This window comes from Aquabacterium olei (assembly GCF_003100395.1).
Classification (GTDB): Bacteria; Pseudomonadota; Gammaproteobacteria; order Burkholderiales; family Burkholderiaceae_C; genus Aquabacterium; species Aquabacterium olei.
In genome coordinates, this window is the sequence record NZ_CP029210.1 from 771,948 (window position 1) to 796,162 (window position 24,215).

Annotated in this window: 25 protein-coding genes; 8 read left to right on the forward strand and 17 right to left on the reverse strand. The window is 69.5% G+C overall.

Features of this window, described 5'->3' with window-relative positions; all coding sequences use genetic code 11:
* Window positions 1–8 precede the first annotated feature (8 nt).
* Window positions 9–674, forward strand: coding sequence for an HAD family hydrolase (locus tag DEH84_RS03460; RefSeq protein WP_109034790.1), 666 nt, complete (start codon window positions 9–11; stop codon window positions 672–674).
* Window positions 675–759: 85 nt separating this feature from the next.
* Here the strand turns inward: DEH84_RS03460 and rpoH are convergent, their stop codons facing one another.
* The 4 genes from rpoH to DEH84_RS03480 form a co-directional block, all read right to left on the reverse strand.
* Window positions 760–1,686, reverse strand: a complete 927-nt coding sequence (gene rpoH / locus DEH84_RS03465) for an RNA polymerase sigma factor RpoH (RefSeq protein WP_109034792.1) — start codon at window positions 1,684–1,686, stop codon at window positions 760–762.
* A gap of 133 nt (window positions 1,687–1,819) precedes the next feature.
* Window positions 1,820–2,587, reverse strand: a complete 768-nt coding sequence (locus DEH84_RS03470; protein ID WP_109034794.1) for an alpha/beta hydrolase family protein — start codon at window positions 2,585–2,587, stop codon at window positions 1,820–1,822.
* A 9-nt stretch (window positions 2,588–2,596) separates the two neighbouring features.
* A complete protein-coding gene (locus DEH84_RS03475; protein WP_109034796.1) occupies window positions 2,597–3,082 on the reverse strand; it encodes a GNAT family N-acetyltransferase in 486 nt (161 codons plus the stop codon).
* A complete protein-coding gene (locus tag DEH84_RS03480) occupies window positions 3,079–3,627 on the reverse strand; it encodes a GNAT family N-acetyltransferase (protein ID WP_109034798.1) in 549 nt (182 codons plus the stop codon). The genes DEH84_RS03475 and DEH84_RS03480 overlap by 4 nt, the downstream gene beginning before the upstream one ends.
* A 145-nt stretch (window positions 3,628–3,772) precedes the next feature.
* On the opposite strand from DEH84_RS03480, the gene DEH84_RS03485 reads away from it, so the two are divergent.
* On the forward strand, window positions 3,773–5,071 hold the full coding sequence (locus tag DEH84_RS03485; RefSeq protein WP_109034800.1) for a lytic murein transglycosylase: 1,299 nt from the start codon (window positions 3,773–3,775) through the stop codon (window positions 5,069–5,071).
* A gap of 73 nt (window positions 5,072–5,144) precedes the next feature.
* On the forward strand, window positions 5,145–6,965 hold the full coding sequence (locus DEH84_RS03490) for an AMP-dependent synthetase/ligase (protein ID WP_109034802.1): 1,821 nt from the start codon (window positions 5,145–5,147) through the stop codon (window positions 6,963–6,965).
* A 21-nt stretch (window positions 6,966–6,986) separates the two neighbouring features.
* Here the strand turns inward: DEH84_RS03490 and DEH84_RS03495 are convergent, their stop codons facing one another.
* From DEH84_RS03495 to DEH84_RS03515, 5 genes are all read right to left on the reverse strand, one after another.
* Window positions 6,987–8,126 carry an HD-GYP domain-containing protein gene (locus DEH84_RS03495; RefSeq protein ID WP_109034804.1) on the reverse strand — a complete coding sequence of 380 codons (1,140 nt, stop codon included), beginning with the start codon at window positions 8,124–8,126 and terminating at the stop codon, window positions 6,987–6,989.
* Window positions 8,127–8,306: 180 nt separating this feature from the next.
* Entirely contained in the window at window positions 8,307–8,732 is a 426-nt protein-coding gene (locus tag DEH84_RS19375; protein WP_109034806.1) for a TraR/DksA family transcriptional regulator, read from the reverse strand.
* A complete protein-coding gene (locus DEH84_RS03505) occupies window positions 8,729–9,310 on the reverse strand; it encodes an NADPH-dependent FMN reductase (RefSeq protein WP_109034808.1) in 582 nt (193 codons plus the stop codon). The genes DEH84_RS19375 and DEH84_RS03505 overlap by 4 nt, the downstream gene beginning before the upstream one ends.
* A gap of 8 nt (window positions 9,311–9,318) precedes the next feature.
* Window positions 9,319–9,693, reverse strand: a complete 375-nt coding sequence (locus DEH84_RS03510; RefSeq protein WP_159098830.1) for a cupin domain-containing protein — start codon at window positions 9,691–9,693, stop codon at window positions 9,319–9,321.
* A gap of 125 nt (window positions 9,694–9,818) precedes the next feature.
* The gene (locus DEH84_RS03515; protein WP_159098831.1) at window positions 9,819–11,330 is read right to left on the reverse strand and encodes a sensor histidine kinase; all 1,512 of its coding nucleotides are present in this window, start codon (window positions 11,328–11,330) and stop codon (window positions 9,819–9,821) included.
* Between the two features lie 373 nt (window positions 11,331–11,703).
* Between DEH84_RS03515 and DEH84_RS03520 the strand changes: the two genes are divergently transcribed.
* Both DEH84_RS03520 and DEH84_RS19605 read left to right on the forward strand, forming a co-directional pair.
* Entirely contained in the window at window positions 11,704–12,693 is a 990-nt protein-coding gene (locus DEH84_RS03520) for a helix-turn-helix domain-containing protein (protein ID WP_159098832.1), read from the forward strand.
* Between the two features lie 143 nt (window positions 12,694–12,836).
* On the forward strand, window positions 12,837–14,405 hold the full coding sequence (locus DEH84_RS19605; protein WP_159098833.1) for a methyl-accepting chemotaxis protein: 1,569 nt from the start codon (window positions 12,837–12,839) through the stop codon (window positions 14,403–14,405).
* Window positions 14,406–14,409: 4 nt separating this feature from the next.
* On the opposite strand, the gene DEH84_RS03530 is transcribed toward DEH84_RS19605, so the two are convergent.
* On the reverse strand, window positions 14,410–15,585 hold the full coding sequence (locus DEH84_RS03530) for a pyridoxal phosphate-dependent aminotransferase (protein ID WP_109034817.1): 1,176 nt from the start codon (window positions 15,583–15,585) through the stop codon (window positions 14,410–14,412).
* A 124-nt stretch (window positions 15,586–15,709) separates the two neighbouring features.
* On the opposite strand from DEH84_RS03530, the gene DEH84_RS03535 reads away from it, so the two are divergent.
* Window positions 15,710–16,306, forward strand: a complete 597-nt coding sequence (locus tag DEH84_RS03535; RefSeq protein WP_159098834.1) for an NAD(P)H-dependent oxidoreductase — start codon at window positions 15,710–15,712, stop codon at window positions 16,304–16,306.
* Between the two features lie 19 nt (window positions 16,307–16,325).
* Here DEH84_RS03535 and DEH84_RS03540 read toward each other — a convergent pair whose 3' ends face one another.
* The 3 genes from DEH84_RS03540 to aptA are packed head-to-tail and all read right to left on the reverse strand — an operon-like array spanning window position 16,326 to window position 19,870.
* Window positions 16,326–16,919, reverse strand: a complete 594-nt coding sequence (locus tag DEH84_RS03540) for an IMPACT family protein (RefSeq protein ID WP_109034821.1) — start codon at window positions 16,917–16,919, stop codon at window positions 16,326–16,328.
* Window positions 16,920–16,979: 60 nt separating this feature from the next.
* Window positions 16,980–18,479 (reverse strand): CoA-acylating methylmalonate-semialdehyde dehydrogenase, encoded by a 1,500-nt coding sequence (locus tag DEH84_RS03545; protein WP_109034823.1) that lies wholly within the window; start codon window positions 18,477–18,479, stop codon window positions 16,980–16,982.
* Window positions 18,480–18,520: 41 nt separating this feature from the next.
* Window positions 18,521–19,870: an omega-aminotransferase AptA gene (gene aptA / locus DEH84_RS03550; protein WP_109034825.1), complete on the reverse strand. Its 1,350-nt coding sequence runs from the start codon at window positions 19,868–19,870 to the stop codon at window positions 18,521–18,523.
* Window positions 19,871–19,975: 105 nt separating this feature from the next.
* Between aptA and DEH84_RS03555 the strand changes: the two genes are divergently transcribed.
* Entirely contained in the window at window positions 19,976–20,902 is a 927-nt protein-coding gene (locus DEH84_RS03555; protein ID WP_109034827.1) for a LysR family transcriptional regulator, read from the forward strand.
* A gap of 24 nt (window positions 20,903–20,926) precedes the next feature.
* Here the strand turns inward: DEH84_RS03555 and DEH84_RS03560 are convergent, their stop codons facing one another.
* Window positions 20,927–21,385 (reverse strand): hypothetical protein, encoded by a 459-nt coding sequence (locus tag DEH84_RS03560; RefSeq protein WP_109034829.1) that lies wholly within the window; start codon window positions 21,383–21,385, stop codon window positions 20,927–20,929.
* A gap of 103 nt (window positions 21,386–21,488) precedes the next feature.
* Window positions 21,489–21,698, reverse strand: coding sequence for a DUF3606 domain-containing protein (locus tag DEH84_RS03565; protein WP_109034831.1), 210 nt, complete (start codon window positions 21,696–21,698; stop codon window positions 21,489–21,491).
* Window positions 21,699–21,875: 177 nt separating this feature from the next.
* On the opposite strand from DEH84_RS03565, the gene DEH84_RS03570 reads away from it, so the two are divergent.
* Window positions 21,876–22,472 (forward strand): DUF2062 domain-containing protein, encoded by a 597-nt coding sequence (locus DEH84_RS03570; RefSeq protein WP_109034833.1) that lies wholly within the window; start codon window positions 21,876–21,878, stop codon window positions 22,470–22,472.
* Here the strand turns inward: DEH84_RS03570 and DEH84_RS03575 are convergent.
* Complete coding sequence (locus DEH84_RS03575; protein WP_218929753.1) at window positions 22,459–23,067, reverse strand: phosphatase PAP2 family protein; 609 nt, start codon at window positions 23,065–23,067, stop codon at window positions 22,459–22,461. The genes DEH84_RS03570 and DEH84_RS03575 overlap by 14 nt on opposite strands.
* The gene (locus tag DEH84_RS03580; protein ID WP_109034835.1) at window positions 23,024–24,178 is read right to left on the reverse strand and encodes a glycosyltransferase family 4 protein; all 1,155 of its coding nucleotides are present in this window, start codon (window positions 24,176–24,178) and stop codon (window positions 23,024–23,026) included. Before DEH84_RS03580 ends, DEH84_RS03575 begins: the two co-directional genes overlap by 44 nt.
* Window positions 24,179–24,215: the final 37 nt, after the last annotated feature.

Here is a 24,215-nt window from a genome sequence, read left to right on the forward strand (position 1 = left end):
GACGATCGATGACTTTGATGCAAGCCGGCGCTGCGGTGCCCCTGCCGCCGCCTGAGGCGGTGGTGTTCGATTTTGGAGGGGTGCTGTTCAACTGGCAGCCCGTGGTGCTGCTGCAGCAGGTGATGCCCGACCGCGCCCGCAATGCCGAAGAGGCGCTGGCCCTGGCGCACACCGTGTTCCAGTCCTTCATGCCCGACGGGGACTGGGCCGCCTTTGACCGGGGCACGGCGGAGTGGGGCGAGGTACGGGGGCGGATCGCCCGGCGCACCGGCCTGCCCGAGGTTGACCTGGACCGGCTGATGCACGCCATCCCGCCCCACCTGGCGCCGCTGGCCGACACGGTGGCGTGGCTCGAGCGCCTGGCGGCGGCCGGCACGCGGCTGCACTTCCTGTCGAACATGCCGGCGCCGTATGCGGCCTTTCTGCAGCGCGAGCATGCCTTTCTGAAGCACTTCCAGTCCGGCGTGTTCTCGTGTGACGTCAAGCAGATCAAGCCCAACGCCGACATCTTTCACACGGCCATCGAGACGTTCGGCATCGAACCGAGTCGCACCGTTTTCATTGACGACAACGTGCACAACATCCGCATGGCCCTCGAACTGGGCTGGCGCGCGGTGCGTTTCGAGCAGGCGGCACAGGCCGAGGCCGATCTGAAGGCGCGCGGCTGGCTCTGAAGCGGCTCGTACGGCGGCGGGTGAAACAGAAAACGGCGCCCAGGTTGCCCTGAGGCGCCGTTTGCGCGTCAGTGGCGGCTCTGTTTCAGGCCTCGACGACCTCGGCCAGGGCCTTGCGCATCTTCTTCATGGCGGCCACCTCGATCTGGCGGATGCGCTCGGCGCTGACACCGTAGTCGGCCGCCAGTTCGTGCAGCGTCATGCCGCCCGAGCCATCGTCGTTGACCTTCAGCCAGCGCTCTTCGACGATGCGGCGGCTGCGGTCATCGAGCGTGCCGAGGGCGTGGGTGATGCCATCGGAGGCCAGCCAGTCGCGGCGGGCGGCTTCGATCACGCGGGTCGGCTCGTGCACCTCGTCGGCCAGGTAGGCCATCGGGGCCATGGGGGCATCGCCGTCGTCGTTGGTGGGCGATTCGAGCGCCACGTCGCCGCCGGCCATGCGGGTCTCCATCTCGATCACGTCTTCCGGACGCACATCGAGCTCGGCGGCCACCCGGTGGATGTCGGCTTCGGACAGGGCCGCGCGACCCACGTGGGCGTCGTCGGCTTCGCCCTTGAACTGGTGCTTGAGCGAGCGCAGGTTGAAGAACAGCTTGCGCTGGGCCTTGGTGGTGGCCACCTTGACCAGACGCCAGTTCTTCAGGATGTATTCATGGATCTCGGCCTTGATCCAGTGCATGGCGTAGCTGACCAGGCGCACGCCCTGATCCGGGTCGAAGCGCTTGACGGCCTTCATCAGGCCGACGTTGCCTTCCTGGATGAGGTCACCCTGGGGCAGGCCGTAGCCCAGATACTGACGCGAGATGGAGACCACCAGACGCAGGTGCGAGAGCACCAGGCGCGAGGCGGCCTGCAGGTCTTGCTGATCCCGCAGGCGTCGGGCCAACGCCTGCTCCTCCTCGGCCTCCAGCATGGGGATGCTCTGGACCGAGCGGATGTACGCGTCCAGATTGCCCAGCGAGGGCACCACACTCCAGGGGTCACGGGGGGCAAGGGCGGTGGTCATGGTCATCGATGGTTCCTTTCGGCTCCTTCTCGGATCGATATTAGCACTCCCGGTGAGAGAGTGCTAAGCGTGGAAAGTTCCCCTTCGGTTGGCGGTTTTTTTCTCTGCACGCCAGCAAGCCGCACGCCCGGCGGGGGGCTCAATCCAACCCGAGAAATCGCTGCACGCGCTGGGCCATCAGGCTGATCTGCTCGGCTGTCATCGGCGCCCATTCGTGGTCGGTGTCCACCGACTCGATGACGATGGCGGGCGACAGTGGATAGCGTGTGGCATCGGTGGCGTTGCCATAGTCATCCCGCTCGCCCTGCAGGATCAGGCAGGGCTTGGTGAGCGAGGCGAGGTGCGCCGTGCGGTGGGGCTCCTCCGGCATCTCGGGGTGCTTGAATGGGTAGCCGAGGCACACCAGCCCCTGCACGGCAGGCCCGGCCTGCGCCAGTGTGGCGACGCGCCCGCCGGCGGAGTGCCCGAGCAGGAACACGCGGCGCGCAGGCAGGTGGCGCACGAAGTTGGCCAGTTCGGCGGGCGTGGGCAGGGTGTCGAGCGCATGGCGCCGGAACACCCAGCCGTGGCGCTTGGGGTAGCGCAGCTTGAGCGCGAGGCGCAGGGCCTTGCGAGCCACCCAGCCGGCCAGGGGCTGGCGCGCGGTCAGGTCGTCGAGCCAGGCGCGTTCGGCGACGGTCAGGGCCTGATCACGCAGGCGGGCGTGCAGGATGCCGGGGCGCTCGTACCAGCACACGGTCAGGTCCGGGCCGTGCAGCCGCGCGGCGATCAGGTCGATGGGCTCCGAGCGGCGCAGCTGGTTCTGGCGGCCCACCACCACGAGTACCGCTCGGCCGTCGAGCGGGCCGAGGTGCTGGACATGAACGTCCCGCAGGCGGGTGAGCTGCATCGCCGCGAGTGCGGGCATGCCGCAGGCTCAGAGCAGACGCTGCCAGTGCCCGATGTCGAGCCAGCGATCGAACTTGCGGCCCACTTCGCGCAGGTGCCCGACTTTCACGAAGCCGAGCGATTCGTGCAGGGCCACGCTGGCCTCGTTGGGCAGCGAGATCACCGCCAGCAAGGCATGGCAGCCGCTGGCCCGGAGCTGGTCGATCAACGGTGCGTAGAGCAGCCGGCCGATGCCCCGCCGCCCGTGTCCCTGCCGGATGTAGACGGACACTTCCACGGTGTGCCGGTAGGCCGCGCGCTCGTGGTAAGGCCGGGCGTAGCTGTAGCCCACGATCAGGCCATCGTCCTCGCACACCAGCCAGGGGTGGAGCGCCCGGTAGTGGTCGATGCGCTCGCGCATGCCTGGGGGTTGCAGCGGCACCTCTTCGAAGGTCGCGGTGCTGCCGGTGATGTAGGGGTTGTAGATGTCGCAAATGGCGACTTCGTCACCGGGGCGAAAGGGGCGAACGTTCAAGATCCGGCCCTCCCGTCCTGGCTGCTTTCCGAAGCAGGGCCCGTGGCCATGAAGGCCGGGTGAAAGCTGACGGTGCCGCACGGCATGCGCCCATCGAAAGACAACGCGAAGAAGACGTCCGGCGGCACCCCGTCGAGCGACAGGTCTGGCGTGTTTTCGAAACCGAATCGCCGGTAATAGGCGGGGTGGCCGACCAGGCAGCAGCCACGCGCGTGCAGCGCCTTCAGTCGCGCGAGCCCTTCGTGAATCAAGGCCTTGCCGATGCCCTGACGCTGATGCGCTGGCAGCACGGACACGGGCCCCAGGCCGTACCAGTCGGGCGTGCCGTCCGACAGCGTGACAGGCGAGAACGCGATGTGCCCGACCGGCTGGCCGTCGACCTCGGCCACCAGCGAGACGGTGAGGGCGTGGGCGGCGCGCAGCGCCTGCACCACGAACTGCTCGGTGTGGCCGCTGAGCTCCAGCGGCGCAAAGGCGGCCACCGTGATGTCGTGGATGGCGCCGACGTCGGCCGGCGTTTCATCGCGCAGGGTGATGGGGTTCATGGTGATGAAGGTAGGGCGGTGAGCACCGCAAGAGGCAGTCATCAATATAGGGCAGCCAAGGGGCGGTGGCGCACGCCGATGAGCCCCCTCGGCCATCTGCAGGTATCGTGCTTGCCCGCGTCTGACATCGATCAACCGTTTACCCATGCGCTTTCCTTCCTTCCTCCCGGTTCGCCGGCTCACCCTGCTGGTTGGCGCCTTGCTGGCGCTGGTGGGCTGTGCCTCGCGTGCACCCATCCCTCCGGCGACGCCGGATCCGGCGCCTGTGCCGGCCGTGGCCGTACCGAACGCCACGCAGCCCGTCATGCCGCCATCGACCGAGCAGCGCTTTGCCGAGTGGGTGGCCCGCTTTCGTGAATCGGCCCGCGCCGCTGGCATCGACGAGGCCACGCTGAGTGCCGCGTTCGACACCGTGCGTCTGCGGCCGCGTGCGGTCGAGGCCGACCGCAGCCAGCCCGAGTTCACGCGCACGCTATGGGACTACCTGGATGCGGCCGTGTCGCCCCAGCGCGTGGCCACCGGGCAGCAGAAGTTGGCCGAGCTGCGCACCGAGGCCGAGGCGGCGGCCACTCGCCATGGCGTGCCTGCGCCGGTGCTGACCGCGGTGTGGGGCATCGAGAGCAACTATGGCCGGAACTACGGCGATGTGCCGGTGGTGGACGCGCTGGCCACCTTGGGCTTCGAGGGGCGGCGTGAGGCATGGGCCCGCGCCGAACTGATGGCGGCCTTGAAGATCCTGCAGAACCGCGACATCGACCGCGCTCACATGGTGGGCTCGTGGGCGGGCGCCATGGGGCAGACGCAGTTCATGCCGTCTTCGTTCCTGGCCTTTGCCGTCGACGCGGATGGCGATGGCCGGCGCGACATCTGGGGCAGCATGCCGGATGTGCTGGCCTCGACCGCGAACTTCCTGGCGCGTGCGGGCTGGCGCGCCGACGAGCCGTGGGGGGCCGAGGTGCGGCTGCCCGAGGGCTTCGATCCGGCCCGTGCCGACATGGCCGTGCGCCAGGGCGCCGCGCAATGGGCTGCCGAGGGCGTGCAGGGGGTGAATGGCGCGCCGCTGCCCGACATGGCCGATGCCGCCATCCTGCTGCCGGCCGGGGCGCAGGGGCCGGCGTTTCTGGTGGGGCGCAACTACCGCGCCCTGCTGCGCTACAACAATGCCACCAGCTATGCGCTGGCCGTGGCCCTGCTGTCGCAGCGCATTGCCGGCGGGCCGGGCGTGCAGGCGGCCTGGCCGCGCGCGCAGCGCGCGCTCACGCGCACCGAGATCCTGGCCCTGCAGACGGCGCTGAACCGGCTGGGCCACGACAGCGGCACGCCCGACGGGCAGTTCGGCCCGGCCACGCGGGCCGCGCTGCGGGCGTTTCAGCGCCGGCAGGGCTTGCCGGCCGATGGCCATCCGACGCCCGATGTACTGCAACGTGTTCAGCAGACGCCGTGATCGTCAACTTCCCGTCGTTTTGGCGCGCGGCGACTGTGTAGGCTTGCGGGTTGCGCTTTGAACGCCCACGCTGATGTCTTCTGCACCGATCACCCTGTCCGACCTGGCTCACGTTCACACGCTGGCCGACCTGCTTGCCTGGCGCGCCGCCGTCACCCCCGATGCCGAGGCCTACCGGCAGCATGATGCCCAGGCGGGTGGCTGGATGAGCTGGAGCTGGGGCGAAACCCGCCGGCAGGTGAGCCGCTGGCGTGCGGCGCTGGCCGCGAGCGGCCTGTCGGCCGGGGCCCGCGTCGGCATCCTCGTGCCCAATGGCCTGGACCACGTCTGCATGGATCTGGCTGCGCTGTCGCTCGGCATGGTGCCCGTGCCCATGCACGCGGTGGACAACCCGCAGAGCGTGGCCTACATCCTGAGCGACAGCGATGCCGAACTGCTGTTGGTGGACACGACGTCGCGCTGGCAGTCGATTGCCGGTGCGGGACTGCACCTGGGGGCGCTGAAGCAAGTGGTGGTGCAGCAGGCCGATGCCCCCGCCGAAGCCACGGCCGCACAGCAACCCGCTGCGGTGGTGCCCCGCGAGACCTGGCTGACCGCGGGTGCAGGTGCCGCTCAGGCCGATGCGCCCGCCCCGACGGCCGACACGCTGGCAGCCATCGTCTACACCTCGGGCACCACCGGCAAGCCCAAGGGCGTGATGCTCACGCATGGCAATGTGGTGGCCAACATCAAGGCCGTGCTGCAGCGCTTTGTCGTCACGAGCCAGGATGTGCTGCTGTCCTTCCTGCCCCTTTCGCACACCTTCGAGCGCACGGTGGGCTACTACCTGCCCATCGCGGCCGGGGCCACGGTGGTGTACGCGCGTTCGGTTGCGTTGCTGCAGGAAGACCTGTTGCAGGTGCGGCCCACGGTGCTGGTGTCGGTGCCGCGCATCTACGAGCGCATCCACACGAAAGTGCAGGAGACGATGCACCAGCAGCCGGGCTGGAAGCAGGGCCTGATGAAGGCCGCCGAGCGTGTCGGCTGGCGGCGTTTCCTGGCATCGCAGGGCCGCGGCCAGGCCCGCCTGCTGGACGGGCTGGCGTGGCAGGTGCTGCAGCCGCTGGTGGCGCAGAAGGTGCTGGGCGCCTTTGGTGGGCGGCTGCGCATGGCCATCGCCGGGGGCGCGCCGCTGGGGGATTCGGTGGCGCGTTTCTACCTCGGCCTGGGGATGACGCTGCTGCAGGGTTACGGCATGACCGAAACCTCGCCGGTGGTGAGCTGCAACACGCCCGATGACAACGACCCGGCCTCGGTGGGGCGCCCGCTGCCAGGCGTGCAGGTGCGCATCGGCGAGAACAATGAGCTGCTGGTGGCCGGCCCCACCGTGATGCAGGGCTACTGGAAGCGCCCGGAAGACACGCAGCGCGTGCTGGAGGCCGATGGCTGGCTGCACACGGGTGACCAGGCGCGCCTCACCGATGGCCGGCTCTACATCGTGGGCCGTATCAAGGACATCATCGTCACCTCGACCGGCGAGAAGATCGCCCCGTCGGACCTGGAGCTGGCCATCCAGGGGGATCCGCTGTTCGCGCAGGTGCTGGTGATCGGCGAGCAGCGGCCCTTCCTGGGCGTGCTGGCCGTGGTCGAGCCGACGGTGTGGCAGCAGGCCGCCCGCGCCGCCGGCATCCCGCCCGATGCGCTGGATTCGGATGCCGCACGCCAGCTGGCGTTGCGCCGCATCGTGAGGCAGGTGAGCAGCTTCCCGTCGTACGCCGTGCCCAAGCAGGTGCGGCTCTTCATCGACCCATGGACGATCGACGCGGGCCTGATGACGCCCACGCTCAAGCTCAAGCGCCCGGCGCTGATGCGGCACCACCAGGCCGACGTCGACAGCATCTACGCGCGCCGCTGAGTGGCGCAAGCCCGCAGGCGTTCAGCTCTCGGGCTGGGCCTCGCTGAGGTAGGCGCGCTTGCGGGCCAGGTCGGCATCCGAGTCGGCGTAGGTCAGCGCGATCGTGTGGATGGTGTCCTCGATGTCGAGGAAGGCCTGCACCACGTCGGGATCGAAGTGGCGCCCGGCGGACATGCGCAGGATCTCGAGCGCCTGTTCGTGCGGCATCGCTTCCTTGTAGACGCGGCGGCTGATCAGCGCGTCGTACACATCGGCCACGGCCATGAGCCGCGCGGGCAAGGGGATGGCGTCGCCGCGCAGACCCTGCGGATAGCCGCTGCCGTCCCATTTTTCATGGTGCGCGTGGGCGATCTGCTGTGCCACTTCCAGAAAGGGGGCGTCGCTGCCGAGCAGGCTGGCCGCCTGGGCAATGGCATCGCGGCCGAGCACGGCGTGGCGTTTCATGATCTCGAACTCGTCGGGCTCGAGCTTGCCGCGTTTGAGCAGAATGCGGTCGGGGATGGCAACCTTGCCGATGTCGTGCAGCGGGGCGGCCTTGAAGATCAGCTCGACGCGGGCCGAGCCGAGTTCGGCCGCAAACCGTGGGTGCGACGACAGCTTGCGGGCCAGCGCGCGCACGTAGTTCTGGGTGCGACGGATGTGGTTGCCGGTGTCGGCATCGCGGGTCTCGGCCAGTGAGGTCAGCGACATGATCGCGACGTCCTGGGCGAGTGACAGCGAGCGGGTTCGGCGGGCCACCTCCTGTTCCAGGTAGGCCTCGCGGTCTCGCAGGAAGGTGGCGGCGGCGTGCAGCGCCAGGTGGGTGCGCACGCGGGCCAGCAGGGTGGGCGGATTCAGCGGCTTGGCAAGATGGTCTGCCGCGCCCTGTTCCAGCCCGACGCCTTCGTCTTCCGCTGTGCTGCCGGTGGACAGCAGGATCACCGGCACGTCCCGTGTGCGCGCGTCGGTCTTCAGGCGCCGGCACACGGCATGGCCGTCCAGCCCGGGCATCAGGATGTCGAGCAGGATCAGATCGGGTGGCGGCGCCGTGGTGGCGAGCGCCAGGCCACGTTCACCGGTGTCTGCGCAGACGACATCGTGGTGGGGCCTCAGCGCCGCCTGGATCAGCGCGCGGTCCTCCGGGCTGTCGTCAATCACGAGAATGGCATGCCGCTGGGTCATCGGAGAGGCGCGTGCCTCGGCAGGCCGGGGCGGGTTGGATCACGGTAGGTGGGTGATCCTGCAAGGATAGGCCTGTCGCGCCAGCCCTGTCCGCGGAGAAGTGCACGTTTTCCTCACCTGATCCGGCGCCGGTGGCTTGCCGGCGGGCGCCCGCCGTGTCAGGGCGGGGCGGAGCCGGACTCAGCGATTGTCCGCGCCGGTGGCCACCGTGGGCACGGCCGAGCCGTGGGTGCGTTCATGGCGCTCCTGGCAGGGAATGCAGCGGGCCGCCCAGGGCTGGGCGTCCAGCCGTGCCCGCCCGATCGCCTCGCCGCAATCCACGCAGTCACCAAAGCGTCCATCGGCCAGGCGCTGTCGGGCCTGCGCAATTTCGACCAACTCGAGCTCGTCACGCTCACGCTCGGCATGCCGCATGTCTTCGCCCCGGCGGTGCTCGGCCAGGTCCACCATGTCGGGCGGAATGCCGGCAAAGCCGTCCCGGTCTGCCTCGTTGGCCTCCTGAACCGTGCGCACCTCGTCGTGCAGCGCGGTCTGGCGGTCGTCCAGTTTCACCTCGAAGGCCTGCAGCTCGGCCGCCGTCAGGGGGGTGTCATCCAGTGGGGTCATGCGTGGGGCTCCGCGTTGTGTCGGGGGGCGTTGGCCTCGATCCAGGCCTCGAACCGGTCCAGAAAGCGCTGCAACAGGGTGCGGGTGTCGTCGTTGTTCAAGGCGCCTGCCTCGTCGAACAGGCGGTGTACGCCGCCGATGTACAGCTCGGGGTGAGCCAGGGTGGGCATGTCGAGCGCCGTGAGCACCTGCCGCAGGTGATGGTGAGCGCCGAAGCCGCCGACGGCCCCGGGTGAGGCGCTGATGACCGCGGCCGGCCGATGGGCCCAGACGCTGTGGCCATAAGGGCGCGAGCCCACGTCCAGGGCGTTCTTCAGCACCGCGGGCACCGAGCGGTTGTATTCCGGGGTGACGAAGAGCACCGCCTGGCTGGCGCGCACCTGCTCGCGAAAGCGCACCCATTCGGGCGGCGGCTTGGCTTCGCTGTCTTCGTTGTAGAAGGCCAGCTGCCCGATGTCGAGTTCGTCGAACTGAAGGGAGGGTGGGGCGAGGGCGGCAATGGCATGGGACACCCGCCGGCTCCAGGAAGCCTGACGGAGGCTGCCGATCAGCACGGCGATCTTGCAGGGCGTCGTCATGGCGGACCTCACGGTGTGGCGGGGGCTTCGGGGCCCCCCAGGTTGCTGGCATCGCCATCCTGGAGCAGCAGCGTCACCAGCACGGCACTGCGGCTGCGGGCGCGCAGGCCATGCGCCTGCCCGGCCGGCAGCACCACCAGCTGGCCCGCAGTGAGTGCGCGCACGCCGCCGGGGTAGACAAGTTCCACGTGACCCTCAAGGCAGTGCACGATGCTCTCGTCGGCCACGTGGTGCGTCGGCTGATCCTGCCGCTCGTCGAACACGAGGTGCAGCAGTTGCACGCGCGAGGTCTTGATCAGGCTGGTGCTGCGCGCCTCGGCGAGCTGGTCACCCAGGGGCGAGACGTCGACGGTGTCGAGCAGTTGGGCGTGGGGCAAGGCCATGTGGAACAAACCGGTCTGGGTGGAGTTCCGGTGGGCCGGCAAAGGCTGTGCCCGGCGCAGCGGGCGGCACACTTCTCTGCAGGTGGGCAGCTTTTTGCCGGCCGTGTAAACCTTGCTGCCTGCCTTCAACCCGCCGCCCGGGCAGCGTCCGTCAAGCGCGGCAGGGTGATGGTGAAGGTGCTGCCCTGATCGGGCCCTGCGCTCTCGGCCCGAAGGCAGCCACCGTGGAGCGTCACCAGTCGCCGTGCCAGCGACAGCCCGATGCCCAGCCCGCCCTGAGCCCGCTGCGCGTGGTGCCCGACCTGCGTGAAGAGGTCGAACACGTGGGGCAGCATGCCGGGCGGGATGCCCACGCCGTTGTCGGCGATGCGCACGCGGACCTCGTCGCCTTGCGCATCGGCCGAAAGGTGGATCTGCCCGCCATCCGGTGTGTACTTCGCGGCGTTGTTCAGCAGGTTGGACAGCACCTGCGCCAGGCGGGTGGGATCGGCATCGACCACGAGCGGCTCGTCCGGCAGGCTGACGGTCAGGCGGTGCTGTGCCCCGTCCATCAAGGGCTGGCTGGCCTCGAGCGCGGCGTCGATCACCTCGCGCACCGGCACCGGCCGGCGTTGCAGGCTCAGCTTGCCCTGCCGAATGCGCGACACGTCGAGCAGGTCGTCGATCAGCCGCACCATGTGCGTGATCTGGCGGCCCATCATGTCGCGCGTGCGGGCGGCGATCGGGCTGTCACCCGGCACGCGCTGAAGGATCTCGAGGCCATTGCGCATCGGCGCCAGCGGGTTGCGTAGCTCGTGCGCCAGCATGGCCAGGAACTCGTCCTTGCGGCGATCGGCTTCGCGCAGGGCGACTTCGGTGTTGGCCTGGTCGGTGATCTCCTGACACACCACGTTGACGCCGACGACCTCACCCGCGGTGTCCCGCAGTGGGGTGAAATGTTCCACCCACTGCCGGGCGCGTCCCGGGCCGGCCGGGGTTTCGCCCTGGATCGGCACGTTCTGCATGGGCTCGCCGGTCTCGATGACGCGACGCAGGATCTTCTCGGCCTGGTCGGCCACGGAGGGCAGCAGTTCGCGCACGCTCCGGCCGATGTGCACCTCGGCGGGCAGGCCATTGATGTCGGCCAGATGGCGGTTGATGCGCCGCCAGCGCAGCTCGCGGTCGAGCACGCACAGGCCGACGGGGGCGGTGCTGTAGATCACCTCCAGCTCGGCGCGCTCGTCCTGCGCACGGCGCTCGAGTTCGGCAAGGCGGCGAGCGGATTCGGCATCGCCTTCCCGACGTGCGGCCTGTTCGGCTTCCAGCTGCCGATGCACCGTGCGCAGCGCATGCCGGGCTTCGTGGGCGCTGGCCAGCAGGCGCCACACCACCAGGGCCACCAGCAGGTGCGCCAGTCCCAACAGCGGGCCAAAGTAGCCGGTGCGGGCGTCGCTGTGCAACCAGTACGCGGCTGCGCCGGCCAGCACGGCGGACCCGAGCGCGAAGCTGCCCGCCGCGACGTGGCGTGTCAGCCGCCGTGGCTCGGCGTGACCGTGCGGGTCGGGGCGACGCAGCAGCGTCACCGGTGCGGCCAAGCACACCAGCGCCACGACGAGGGCCGGTGCCACCACGGTCCAGGGACTGCTGGTCAGGGGCATGAGGGGGCAGCATCCTGACGACGGCGTGCCGCGTGGTGCTGAGAGTGAACGAGAACCCAGTATAGGGAGCCTCACCCCGGCTGGAATGGCCCAGCACGCTGCAAACATGGCGTGGACAGAGACCGTTGCGTATGCTACTTGCGGACACACGTTGCGCGTGCCGCGGCCAGAGAATCAGCCGGCAATCGCCGTGCCCGAATGACCGAATTTCCATGCCCTCATGGAGTGGCTCAATTCATGAGCCTCAGCGAAGCAGTCCGCGATGACCCTGCTGTTCAAAGGCAGCGGTACGCCGGCTATCCTCAGGCTGCGCACTTGCCGGTGACGCCGGGCGACGCCGCACATGGCGTGCGAACCCGACCACAACAAGAGGATGCCGACCGTGAGGATCGTGTTCGACACCGCCAGCGTGCCGCCGGAAAGCCGCCCTGCGTTCTGGGCAGACGTGCTGTGCTCGCTGTACGCCCAATGCCGCATCAGCCCGGAAGACCCGGAGACCTATCGGGGCACGGTGCGACACTGCGTCGTGCCCGGGCTGGAGGCGTCGGTGATTCGCAGCGCGCCCATGCAGGCCAGCAGTGTGGAGGGGCACACAGCCCACGACGAACAGGTGGCGTATTACGTGGCCATGCAGCTCGAGGGCGTCACCACGATCCGCCAGCTGGACCGCGAACTGGCGCTGCACCCCGGCGATGTGACGGTCTGGACCAACGCGCGGTCGTTCGCGTTTCACAGCGACGGGCCCTTCTGCTCTGCCCAGTTCAAGTTGCCGGGACACCGCACACGCCGCGTCATGCCGGACATCGACCGGCTGCTGTGCCGGCCGCTGGGCGAGCCGCTGGCCTGGATGCGGCGTTGTCTGCTGCCCCTGGTCGACGAGGTGTGCGGCGTGCACGGCGACCTCGACAAGTCGGCCGAAGAAGCGCTGATGCACACGGCCTTCGACCTGATCGTGGAGGGGCTGGGCGTGTGCATGGCGAGCGCCGCACCGGCCCGCAGACCGCTGGCCGTCTATCACCTGCATCGCATCAAGCACGCCATCGACCAAAGGCTTCACGACCCCGCGCTGAACGTGGGCATCCTGGCGCGCGATCTCGGCATTTCGGCCACCCACCTGCACAGGGTGTTCAAGGCCGAGGCCACCACGGCGGCGCGCTACATCCTCGAGCGACGCCTGCAGGCCTGTGCATCCGACCTGAGCGCGCAACAGCATCGCCTGCGCACCATCACCGAGATCGCGGTGCGACACGGCTTCGGCAGTTCCTCGCACTTCAGCCGTGCTTTCCGCGCGCGTTTCGGCATGACGCCCCAGCAATGGCGGCGGGCCGGCCTGGCACTCGACGACACCGCCCCGGCAGACTGAACGGTTCGACAACGTTTTGACACGTTGCGCGCAGGCAAAGGCCGTGGGCCCGCCGGACAAGTGCCTGCAAGTTCACATGCCGAAAACAGCTCAGCCCCGTACTGGATGCGCGGCGATCACACCTCAAGTTGGAAGGAGCGCCCGTGGGCCTGTTCTCGAATTCCCGTCTCGGCACCCGGCTGATCGCCGGTTTTCTGACGGTGGTGCTGCTGGGGGCCATCGGGTCCGCGGTGGGCATCCACGCACTGGGTCGCCTCAATGAGCACAGTCATCGCCTGTATGACAAGGAGTTGCTCGGCATCTCGTATGTCAAGGAAGCCAACATCAACCTGATTTACGTGGGCCGCGCGCGGGCACGGCTCGCGCTGGCGAGCAACGAGGCCGAACGCGCCGCAGCGCGGGCCACGATCGACAAGGCCACGGCCGACCTGATGCAGTGGCTGGGTCAGGCCAGGCCCAAGTTCTATACCCTCGAGGGGCAGGCCATGTTGCGCCAGCTTGATGGCCTCGTCTCGACCTGGCAGACGGCCACCCAGGCCTATCTGGTGGCGGCCACGCCCGAGCGTCTGGCACAGCGTGACGCCGAACTGATCCGGTTGGACGGCGAGGTGCAGGCGGCCAACCGTCAGCTCGACGATCGGCTGACGGAGCTGACGCGGGTGAAGGAAAAGCAAGGGCAGGAAGCGGCCGAAGAGGGCAATGCGGTGTACCGCTCGGTCATGTGGACGATGCTGTTGCTCACGGGCGCCTCCGCCGTGATCGGCGTGGGCATTGGTGTGCTGATGACGCGCGGCCTGACGCGCCAGCTCGGCGGCGAGCCGGGCGACGTGGCGGCCCTGGCGGGGGCAATTGCGGCGGGCGACCTGAGCACCCGGATCGACACCCGGCGCGCCCAGCCGGGCAGCGTGGTGGCGGGCATGGCCGAGATGCAGCAGTCGCTGCGGCGCCTGGTGGGCCAGGTGCGCACCAGCAGCGACAGCATTGCGACCGCCTCCGGCCAGATCGCCACGGGCAACCTGGATCTGAGCCAACGCACCGAAGAGCAGGCCAGCAATCTGCAGCAGACCGCGGCCTCGATGGAGCAGCTGACCGGCACGGTGGCCACCAATGCGGAAACCGCCCGTCAGGCCTCGGCCCTGGCCACGGCGGCCAGCGGGGTGGCGGCCGAAGGCGGCGAGGCCGTGCAGCGTGTGGTGAGCACCATGGCGGACATCACGGCCTCAAGCCGACAGATCGCCGAGATCATCGGCGTGATCGATGGCATCGCCTTCCAGACCAATATTCTTGCGCTGAACGCGGCGGTGGAAGCCGCGCGGGCCGGCGAGCAGGGCCGAGGTTTTGCGGTGGTGGCCGGCGAGGTGCGCAGCCTGGCACAGCGCAGCGCCCAGGCCGCCCGCGAGATCCGCACGCTGATCCACTCGAGCGTGGAGAAGGTCGAGTCGGGCAGTGGCCTGGTGGAAGCGGCTGGCCGCACCATGGCCGAGGTCATGGCCCAGGTTCGCCAGGTGAGTGACCTGATTGGTGAGATCAGCTCGGCCACGCAGGAGCAGAACACCGGCATCGGCCAGGTGGGGCAGGCCATGAGCCAGCTCGATCAGGTCACGCAGCAGAACGCGGCCCTGGTGGAGGAAAGCGCCGCGGCGGCCGAGAGCCTCAGCCAGCAGGCCTCGCAGCTGGTGGCCGCGGTCAGCGTCTTCCGCGTGGCCGACTGACGCCTCAGCGCAGCGTGGCGACGAAGCGCGCCAGCCGCTGCACGCCTTCTTCCAGATCGGCGCGCGAGGCCGCATACGACAGGCGCACGTGCGAGGCGGCGCTGCAGTGGCCGAAGTCGTGTCCCGGCGTCAGCGCCACATGGGCCTCGTGCAGGGCGCGTTCGCAGAACTGCATGGCGTCCAGACCGGTCTCGCTGACGTCGATGTAGACGTAGAAGGCGCCGTCCGGCTGCACGGGCACGCGCAGGCCCGCGGTGGCGAGGCCTTCGAGCACCAGCGTGCGACGCGCAGCGAACTCGGCACGGCGCGCTTCGCACACCGCCAACGATTCCGGCGTGAAGCAGGCCAGCGCGGCCAGTTGCGCCGGGGTCGAGGCGCAGATGTAGTAGTTCTGCGCCAGGCGCTCCATCACCGGAACCAGCTCGGTGGGCACGACGGCCCAGCCCAGGCGCCAGCCCGTCATGCCGAAGTACTTCGAGAAGCTGTTGATGACGATGGCATCGGGGTCGGCGGCCAGCACGGTCTGCGCCGGGCGGCCTTCGGCATCGGCGTCGCTGAGGTTCAGGTAGATCTCGTCGACCAGGCGCCAGGCGCCGTGCTGACGCGCCCACTGGCACATCGCGGCCAGTTCGGCAGGCGGCACCGAGGTGCCCGTGGGGTTCGACGGCGTTGCCACCATCAGGCCGCGGGTGCGGGCGCTCCAGTGGCGCTGCACCGCCGCCAGATCCAGCTGGAAGCGCGTGCTGGCGTCCGTGGGCACCAGCCGCACATCGGCCCCGAAACCGCTGAGGAACTGGCGGTTGCACGGGTAGGACGGATCCCCCACCAGCACCTCGTCGCCCGGGTCGACCAGCGCGGCGGTGGCCAGCAGCAGTGCCGCCGAGGCGCCAGCTGTGACCACGATGCGTTCGGGCGCCACGGTCACGCCGTGGGCGGTCTGGTAGAAACCGGCAATGGCCTCACGCAGGGCGGGCAGACCCAGGGCGCCGGTGTAGGGCAGCGGGGTGCCGTCGGCCACGTTGCGCAGCGCAGCCAGCACGGCCGGCGGGGCGCCGAAATCGGGCTCGCCCAGATTGAGCTTGATCACGCGGTGGCCGGCCGCCTCGAGTGCGGCGGCGTGCTTGCCGAACTCCATGGCAAGAAAGGGCTGGATGGACTGGGCGCGACGGGAAACGTGCATGGCAGAAGGGGGAGAGCAGGGAGGCAGACCGCCATTTTCCGCCCTGGCCGGCCGGTGTGGGGTCACGCGGTATAACGGGCGTGGCGTTGCCACATCTCGGCGCAAAGAAGAAAAGGGAGTGACCATGGCACAGCGTGTCTTCGTCTGGGCGGCCCATCCACGGGCGGGCTCGTTGTCGGAAGGGTTGGCTGAAGCCTATGCGGGCGGTGCGCAGGAAGCGGGCGCCGAGGTGCGCGTGCTCAAACTGTCCGAGATGGCGTTCGACAAGGGCGGCTTCGCCGGCTACGGGCATGCCAACGCCCCCCTCGAGCCCGACCTGCAGCGCTGGCAAGAGGCCATGACCTGGTGTGACCACATGCTGTGGGTTCATCCCTACTGGTGGGGCGCCATGCCGGCTCAGGCCAAGGCCGTGCTGGACCGGGCGCTCACGCCGGGCTTCGGTTTCAAGTACCGCGCGCAGGGCCTCATGTGGGACAAGCTGCTGAGCGGCCGCACGGCCGACGTCATCATCACGTCCGACACGCCGCCGCTGTGGGACAGGCTGGTGTTCGGCCTGCCCGGGCGCCGCGTGCTGAAGAACCAGGTGCTGGGCTTTTGTGGCATCCGCTGCCGCAGCGTGGTGCAGTGGGGGCCGGTCAAGACGGCTTCGCCGCAGAAGGTGGCCGGCTGGCTGGACCAGGCGCGCGCGATGGGGGTTGCAGCGGCCAGGCGCTCGGCGTGAGGGCCGTGCGTGCGGGGGGTCAGTGCTGGGGGTCAGGCCAGCGCAAGCGACCGTGCCCGGCCTCGTTCAGGCGGGCCTGCAGGGCCGCTGCGGCTTCTTCGGTCACGCTGAACTGGAAGACGACCGCCTCGCCGTGGGCCACGTCGTGCAGCTGCGCGCCGGCTGCGTCCAGCTCGCGGCGCACCAGGCCTTCCAGCGCATACGGCGCCTCGCAGCACAGCGCAGTGAGCCGGCGGATCGGCACCTTCTCGGCCTGCAGCAGCGCCTGGGCCACGCTGTCGGTGTAGGCGCGCACCAGGCCGCCCGCGCCCAGCTGGATGCCGCCGTAGTAGCGCACCACCGTGGCCAGCACGCCTTCGAGGTCCTGGCGGCGCAGCACCTCCAGCATGGGGCGCCCTGCCGTGCCACTGGGTTCACCGTCGTCCACCGCGGCCGACTGGCCACCGGCCAGCAGCGCCCAGCACACATGGGTGGCGGTGGGGTGCTCGGCCCACAGGGCGGCCACGATGGCCTGCGCCGCGGCGCGGTCGGGCACCGCCTGCACGCAGCCGATGAAGCGGCTCTTCTTGATCAGCAGTTCGCTGTGGACGGGGGCGGCAAGGGTCAGGGGCATGGCAACGGGGCGGGCTGGGCCGCAAGCATAGCCGCCCCCGGGTGTGCCGCGCCGCGGCCCTTACTGGTTGCTCGGGAAGGTGAAGACGGCCTTCTCGCGCACGCCCGACGAGGGCCAACGCTGCGTGATGGTCTTGCGGCGGGTGTAGAAGCGCACGCCATCGGGGCCGTAGGCACTCAGGTCGCCGAAGAGCGAGCGCTTCCAGCCGCCGAAGCTGTGGAAGGACACGGGCACCGGCAGCGGCACGTTCACGCCCACCATGCCGACCTTGATGCGGTCGGTGAAGTAGCGGGCGGCCTCGCCGTCGCGCGTGAACAGGCAGGTGCCGTTGCCGTATTCGTGGGCGTCGATCAGGGCCATGGCCTCGTCCAGCGAGCCCACGCGCACGATGCTCAGCACCGGGCCGAAGATCTCGTCGCGGTAGATCGTCATGCCGGGCTTGACGTGGTCGAACAGGCAGCCGCCCAGGAAGAAGCCTTCCGGTGCGCTGGCGATGCGGGTCTGGCGGCCGTCGACCACCAGCGTGGCGCCTTCGGCCACGCCCGCGTCGACGTAGCCCTTGACCTTCTCGAAGTGGGCCGGCGTGACGAGCGGGCCCATGTCGTTGCCCGGCTCGGTGCCGGGGCCGACCTTCATCTGCTTCAGGGCCGCGGCCAGGCGCTCGGCCAGCGCGTCGCCCACGGCATCGCCCACGGCCACCACCACCGGGATGGCCATGCATCGCTCACCACATGAGCCATAGGCCGCACCCATCAGCGCCGACACGGCGTTGTCCAGGTCGGCATCGGGCATGACCACGGCGTGGTTCTTGGCGCCGCCCAGGGCCTGCACGCGCTTGCCGGTGGCGCAGCCGCGGGTGTAGATCGATTCGGCGATCGGCGTGGAGCCCACGAAGCTGATGGCCTGCACCACGGGGCTGTCGATCAGGGCATCGACTGCTTCCTTGTCGCCGTTCACGATGTTCAGCACGCCGTCCGGCAGGCCGGCTTCCTTGGCCAGCTCGACCAGGAACAGCGTGGACGAGGGGGTCTTCTCGGACGGCTTCAGCACGAAGGTGTTGCCGCACACGACGGCCAGCGGCCACATCCACAGCGGCACCATGGCGGGGAAGTTGAACGGCGTGATGCCGGCCACCACGCCCAGCGGCTGGAACTCGCTCCACGAGTCGATGGCCGGGCCGACGTTCTTGCTGTGCTCGCCCTTGAGCAGCTCGGGCGCATAACAGGCGAACTCGACGTTCTCGATGCCGCGCTGCAGCTCACCCAGCGCGTCGCTCAGCACCTTGCCGTGTTCGGCGGTGATCAGCGCGCACAGCTGCTCGGCGCGCTCTTCCAGCAGTTGCTTGAAGCGGAACATGATGCGCGCGCGCTTGGACGGCGGCGTTTCGCGCCAGGCCGGGAAGGCGGCTTCGGCGGCAGCGATGGCCGATTGCACGGTGGCCGTGGAGGCCAGCGCCACCTGCCGCGTGGCCACGCCCAGGGCCGGATCGAAGACCGGCTGGGTGCGGGCGTTGGGGTCGTTGACGTGCTGGCCGTTGATGAAGTGTCCGACGGTGTGCATGGTGGGGTTCGGTCCTGAGGGCAAGGTGGAAGGCAGGCGGGTCAGGCGGTGGCGGCCAGGGCATCGCCCAGGGCGTTCACCAGGTCGTCGATCTGGGCCGGCGTGCTCACGAACGGCGGGGCCAGCTGGATTGTGTCGCCACCGAAGCGCACATAAAAGCCCTGGCGCCAGCAGTGCATGGCGATCTCGTACGGGCGGCGCGTCGGGTCGCCGTCGCGCGGGGCGATGGTGAAGCCGGCAGCCAGGCCGATGTTGCGGATGTCGGTCACGTGCGGGCTGCCCCTCAGGCTGTGCACGGTCTGCTCGAAGTGCGGGGCCAGGGCGCGCACGCGGCCGGGGCCGTCTTCCTGCTCCAGCAGGTCGAGCGTGGCCAGCGCGGCTGCGCACGCCACCGGGTGGGCAGAGTAGGTGTAGCCGTGTGGGAACTCGATGGCGTGGGATGCTCCGCCCGCGGCCATGAAGGTGTCGTGCACCTCGCTGCGCACGGCCACGCCGCCCATCGGCACCACGCCGTTGGTGACCTGTTTGGCGAAGTTCAGGATGTCGGGCGTGACGCCGAAGGCCTCGGCGCCCGTCCAGGCGCCCGTGCGCCCGAAGCCCGTGATGACCTCGTCGAAGATCAGCAGGATGTTGTGCTGCGTGCAGAGCTCGCGCAGGCGCTGCAGGTAGCCCTTGGGCGGCACGATGACGCCGGCCGAACCCGAGAACGGCTCGACGATGACGGCCGCGATGTTGGACGCATCGTGCAGCGCGATCAGGTTCAGCAGCTCGTCGGCCAGGTGGGCGCCGTCGTCCGGCATGCCGCGGGTGAAGGCGTTGCGGGGCAGCTGGGTGTGGGGAAGGTGGTCGCAGTGCAGGGCCTCGCCATACAGCTTGCGGTTGCCGCCGATGCCGCCCACGCTGATGCCACCGAAGTTGACGCCGTGGTAGCCCTTGAGCCGGCCGATGAAGCGCGTCTTGCCGGGCTGGCCCTTGAGGCGCCAGTAGGCCCGCGCCATCTTCAGCGAGGTGTCGGCGGCCTCCGAGCCCGAACCGACAAAGAAGACGTGGTTCAGGCCCTCGGGCATCCGGCCCACGATGCGCTCGGCCAGCTGGAAGGACAGCGGGTGGCCGAACTGGAAGGCCGGCGCGTAGTCGAGCGTGGCCAGTTGACGCGTCACCGCATCCGCGATCTCGCGGCGGCCGTGGCCGAGGCCGCAGGTCCACAGGCCCGACAGGCCGTCGAACACCGCGCGGCCGGTGGCGTCGGTGTAGTGGCAGCCCTGGGCGGCGACCAGCAGCCGCGGGTCTTCGCGGAACTGGCGGTTGGCGGTGTAGGGCATCCAGTGCGCGCGAAGCTGGGCCTCGGTGGGCAGCGCGGTGGCGGAGGAGGGCAGGTCGCTGAGGTCCATGGCGGCAGGTCCGGAAGGGGATGGTCTGCCGCTGATTCTGAAGAGATCGCCAGTTCCAATAAACTGCCATGTGTCGATGTTCGCGTGCAGAGGATTGAAACTTTCATGGTGAAGAAGGCCTTGCTGGGTCAGGTGGGGGACACCGAACTGCGTCTGCTGCGCATCTTCCGCTCGGTGGTCGAGTGCGGCGGGCTGGCTGCGGCCGAGCTCGAGCTCAACATCGGGCGCTCGACGATCAGCCGGCATCTGAAGGACCTGGAGGCGCGGCTCGACTTGGTGCTGTGCCGTCGGGGGCGGGCCGGTTTTGCGCTCACGGCCGATGGCCAGCGCGTCTACGATGGGGCGTTGCGCCTGCTGGGCGCGCTGGACGCGTTTCGCGAAGACGTGCGCGACATGCACGCCGAGCTGGTCGGCGAGCTGCACGTGGGCCTGTTCGACAAGACCGTGACCAACCCGCAGGCGCGCATCGGCCAGGCCATCCGCGCCTTCCGGCGACGAGCGCCGGCGGTGTCGCTCGCGCTGACGGTGTCGACGCTCAGCGAGATCGAAGCCGCCGTGATGGACGGCCGCCTGCAGGTGGGCGTGGTGCCCGATCACCGGCGATCGGACAGCCTGCGCTACGAGCGCCTGTTCGGCGAGCACATGTACCTCTACTGCGGCCGGCAGCACCCGTTGTTCGGCGTCGACCATGCGACCCTGGACTGGCGCGAGCTGCAGGACTACGACTACGCCGGCCTGACCTTCCACTCGCCCAACATGGACGCCACCCACCGTTTCCAGTTGCGGCGGCGTGCGGTGGCGAGCGACCAGGAGGCGATTGCCACGCTGATCCTGTCAGGCTGCTACCTGGGCTTTCTGCCCGACCACTACGCGGCCACGTTCGAGCAGCACGGCCTGATCCAGCGCATTGCCCACCCGGAATGCAGGTACGAGGTCCACTTTGTGGCCATCCGGCGGCGTGCGGCCCAACCTTCGCGCGTGGCCGAGGCGTTCATGGCCGAGCTGTGCGCAGCCCACGAGCCGACCGGTTGAGAGCGCCCGCACCGCGGCGCCCGCTCAGCGCCACCAGGCCGCGTAGGCGTTGCCCCAGCTGGGGTGCGGGCCGAAGCGCTGTGCGTCGAGCTGGTGTTCGAAGGTTTCCTTCAACTCGGCCACCAGAGCGGCGTGTTCGGCTTCGTCCACCGGACGGCCCAGTGGCGCGCCCAGCGGCTGCTCTTCCACCTGGTGGCTCCAGTCAGGCAGGGTGACCACCAGAATGGGCACCGACGCCTCGCGCCCGAACTTCCAGCCCCGGATGCGCCCCCGGAATCGCTCGGTGCCCCCGGCCACCGCCACCCCGACAAACGCGTTGAAGCGGGGCACGATGGACAGGACGGCCTGAACTTCGGTGGTCGTCAGTTCCTGGGTGAGGAAATCGTTGGCGTAGAAGGGCGCGTTCTCGTCGACATGTTCGCCAAAGCCAAAGCGGACGAACTGCTGTGCGACCTGAATGCGCCGTGCGGCGGTGACCGGCATGGCTGATGAAAGTGCTGCAATGCAGCATTGATAGCACAGGTCGACGCCGTTTGCGCGCACCCGGGGCGGATGAACGCGGAATCTGTACGGATTCGTACCGCGTTCATCCTCCCTGCTGTGTGCCGGCCATCCCGCCGGTCAGGTGGTCCTTGATGCGGTCGACGCGGGGGCCTACGGCCTTCACGGCACTTTCCAGCGCTTCGGTGGTAAGGCCGAGCGCCTCGGCCCAGTGGGCGATCGAGGCCGCATCGTGGGTGTCGACGATGGCACGCGAGTTCGGGTCGTCGGCGGCTTGTTCTGCGGGATCGGGCATGGCGGCTCCTTGAAGAGGTGGCAACACCCATGGGCGGCAAGCGCAATGCCTGAAAGCCGCGGGGCCGCTCCATGGCATGTGAAGCTGTGTGAAAGATTGGGCCCGTTCGCAACAGGGTGTGGCCCTCGGCGCTATGCTGTTTTTCCGCTGCCCTTTGCCGCCCGTCCACCCGCTGCCATGTCATTGCTGACCCGCTATCTGCCTTCTCCCGAGGCCCTGCAAGGCCACCGCTGGTTGCGGTGGCTCGGGCCCACGCTGCAGCATCCCCGGCTGTGGCACATGAGCCGCCGTGGGCTGGCCATGGGGATGGCGGTCGGCATGTTCTTCGGGCTGCTGATTCCGGTGGCCCAGATTCCGGCCAGCGCAGCCGCGGCCGTGGTGCTGCGCGCGAACCTGCCGGCGGCCGTGGGCAGCACGCTGGTCTCGAACCCGGTGACGTTCGGACCGCTGTATTACGGGGCCTGGCACCTGGGCAAGACGATGCTGGGTGAAGAGGTCGCCTCCGGCGAGGCGCCTCCCGCCGTGGCCGCGGCCCGGGATGGCGAGCCCGCCGCCGAGCCGTCCGCCAGCTGGTGGGAGCGCACCCGGGTTCAACTCGCGGGGGTCGGCAAGCCGCTGCTGCTGGGCCTGCTCGTCATGGCGTGCGGCCTGGGGTTGCTGACCTACTTCCTCGTGTCGTGGGGGTGGTGGCTGCGCACGCGGCTGCGTCGGCACCGTCGCGTGAAGGCCAGTCTGCGCGCCGCGCGCACGCCCGATCGCGTCAGAACAGATTGAGCGTGGCCCAGGCCGACACCGCACCGATGAGCGCGCCGATCAGCACATCGCTGGGGTAGTGCAGCCCGAGCACCACGCGCGAGAGCGCCACCAGCGCGGCAAACACACCCAGTGGCCACGCGAGCACCGGGTAGTAGGTCGACAGGATCACACCGAAGGCCACGGCATGCAGCGTGTGCCCGCTGGGAAAGCTGTATTCGTCGAGTGGCCGCGCGCACACGCGGATGCCCGGGCAGGTCTTGAACGGGCGAGGGCGGCCCGTGCCCTGCTTCAGTGCCTTGTAGATCAGCAGGTTCACGCCGCTCATGCCGGCGAGCCGCAGGGCGCAGTGCAGGCCGGAGGGCCCGCCCCACAACAGCAACGCGGGAAAGGCGAGATACCACACCAGCCCGTCTGACAGGCCGCTGACGGCCCGCATGGCGATCAGCACCGAGGGCCACACCGTGGCCCGATGCAGCCAGCGCGCGCAGGTCCGTTCCCATTCCAGACAGGTGAGGCTGCCACGGCACAGCCAGGGCCACACCGTGCGGGCGGCGGCCCAGAGTGTCAGTTCAGGCGGCGCGGGCTTGTCTTGTTCCGGGGGCGTGGCTGCCATGGGCGACCTCCAGGAGGCTGTGTTCGAACTGGCTCAGCACGTGATCCCAGCGGGCCTTCAAGGCCACGGACCGTGCGCGCTGGCGCTGGGCGGCGGCATGGCGGTGCTGCCAGGCCAGCGCACACGCTGCCGTGATGAACTGTTCGGGGTGCCCCACGGGAATGACCCGGCCGGCCCCACTGCCCTGGACGAGTTCGGCTGCTGCACCGAGGTCGAAGGCGATCACGGGCAGGCTGCTGGCCAGCGCCTCGAGCACGACGTTGCCGAAGGTGTCGCTCAGCGACGGGAAGAGGAACAGGTCGGCGGTGGCATAGAACCGCGACAGCGCCATGCCCGACTGCATGCCGACGAAGTGCGCAGCGGGGTAGCGGGCCTGCAGCGTGCGCCGCGCGGGGCCGTCACCCACGACCACCATGCTGGCGCGCGGCATGCCGGCGCGCACCACCTCGAAGGCCTGCAACGCGAGGTCGACGTTCTTCTCGGCGGCCAGCCGTCCCACATACAGCAGCAGCGGCGCATCGGGCGGTGCAAACTGGGCCCGCAGGGATTCGCAGTGGTGGCGCGGATGAAACCGCTCCGTGTCGACGCCCCGTCCGATCACCTCCAGCTGGCCAAAGCCGGCGCGCGCCAGTTCACGTCGGGCCAGCTCGGTGGGCACGTGGTTGCGCTGTGCGCCATCGTGAAAGGCGCGCAGGCCGCGCAGCACCACCGGCGATAGCCACGACAGCCCGTAGTGCGCGCTGTAGAGGTGGAAGTTGGTGCGGAAGTCCGTGGTCACCGGGATGTCGAGTTGCCGCGCGGCGCGCATCGCGGCCCACGCAAGCGGGCCGGGCGTTGCCAGGTGCACCAGGGCTGGCCGCAGCTGCTGCAGGCGGGCACGCACGGCGGCAGGCCAGGCCAGGCCGAAGCGCAGATCGGGGTACATGGGAATGGGCAGGCCGGCCGTGCGCCACTCGTCGCGGGAGTCCTGTGGGGCTTCGTCCCGCTGACGAGGTCGGAACAGGCTCACCTGGTGACCCTGTCGCCGCAGGAACGCGACAGTGCGCTCCACGGTGAGCGACACGCCGTTGATCTCGGGCGGATACGTTTCGGTGAGGTAGACGAGGCGCACGGTCGGTCCTTGGGGTCTCCGGCGAGGGGCCCGTCAC

Coding starts and splice junctions, on each gene's coding strand:
- DEH84_RS03460 (WP_109034790.1), top strand. CDS start 9: ATGACTTTGATGCAAGCCGGCGCTGCGGTGCCCCTGCCGCCGCCTGAG.
- rpoH (WP_109034792.1), bottom strand. CDS start 1,686: ATGACCATGACCACCGCCCTTGCCCCCCGTGACCCCTGGAGTGTGGTG.
- DEH84_RS03470 (WP_109034794.1), bottom strand. CDS start 2,587: ATGCCCGCACTCGCGGCGATGCAGCTCACCCGCCTGCGGGACGTTCAT.
- DEH84_RS03480 (WP_109034798.1), bottom strand. CDS start 3,627: ATGAACCCCATCACCCTGCGCGATGAAACGCCGGCCGACGTCGGCGCC.
- DEH84_RS03485 (WP_109034800.1), top strand. CDS start 3,773: ATGCGCTTTCCTTCCTTCCTCCCGGTTCGCCGGCTCACCCTGCTGGTT.
- DEH84_RS03490 (WP_109034802.1), top strand. CDS start 5,145: ATGTCTTCTGCACCGATCACCCTGTCCGACCTGGCTCACGTTCACACG.
- DEH84_RS03495 (WP_109034804.1), bottom strand. CDS start 8,126: ATGACCCAGCGGCATGCCATTCTCGTGATTGACGACAGCCCGGAGGAC.
- DEH84_RS19375 (WP_109034806.1), bottom strand. CDS start 8,732: ATGACCCCACTGGATGACACCCCCCTGACGGCGGCCGAGCTGCAGGCC.
- DEH84_RS03505 (WP_109034808.1), bottom strand. CDS start 9,310: ATGACGACGCCCTGCAAGATCGCCGTGCTGATCGGCAGCCTCCGTCAG.
- DEH84_RS03510 (WP_159098830.1), bottom strand. CDS start 9,693: ATGGCCTTGCCCCACGCCCAACTGCTCGACACCGTCGACGTCTCGCCC.
- DEH84_RS03515 (WP_159098831.1), bottom strand. CDS start 11,330: ATGCCCCTGACCAGCAGTCCCTGGACCGTGGTGGCACCGGCCCTCGTC.
- DEH84_RS03520 (WP_159098832.1), top strand. CDS start 11,704: ATGCCGACCGTGAGGATCGTGTTCGACACCGCCAGCGTGCCGCCGGAA.
- DEH84_RS03530 (WP_109034817.1), bottom strand. CDS start 15,585: ATGCACGTTTCCCGTCGCGCCCAGTCCATCCAGCCCTTTCTTGCCATG.
- DEH84_RS03535 (WP_159098834.1), top strand. CDS start 15,710: ATGGCACAGCGTGTCTTCGTCTGGGCGGCCCATCCACGGGCGGGCTCG.
- DEH84_RS03540 (WP_109034821.1), bottom strand. CDS start 16,919: ATGCCCCTGACCCTTGCCGCCCCCGTCCACAGCGAACTGCTGATCAAG.
- DEH84_RS03545 (WP_109034823.1), bottom strand. CDS start 18,479: ATGCACACCGTCGGACACTTCATCAACGGCCAGCACGTCAACGACCCC.
- aptA (WP_109034825.1), bottom strand. CDS start 19,870: ATGGACCTCAGCGACCTGCCCTCCTCCGCCACCGCGCTGCCCACCGAG.
- DEH84_RS03555 (WP_109034827.1), top strand. CDS start 19,976: ATGGTGAAGAAGGCCTTGCTGGGTCAGGTGGGGGACACCGAACTGCGT.
- DEH84_RS03560 (WP_109034829.1), bottom strand. CDS start 21,385: ATGCCGGTCACCGCCGCACGGCGCATTCAGGTCGCACAGCAGTTCGTC.
- DEH84_RS03565 (WP_109034831.1), bottom strand. CDS start 21,698: ATGCCCGATCCCGCAGAACAAGCCGCCGACGACCCGAACTCGCGTGCC.
- DEH84_RS03570 (WP_109034833.1), top strand. CDS start 21,876: ATGTCATTGCTGACCCGCTATCTGCCTTCTCCCGAGGCCCTGCAAGGC.
- DEH84_RS03575 (WP_218929753.1), bottom strand. CDS start 23,067: ATGGCAGCCACGCCCCCGGAACAAGACAAGCCCGCGCCGCCTGAACTG.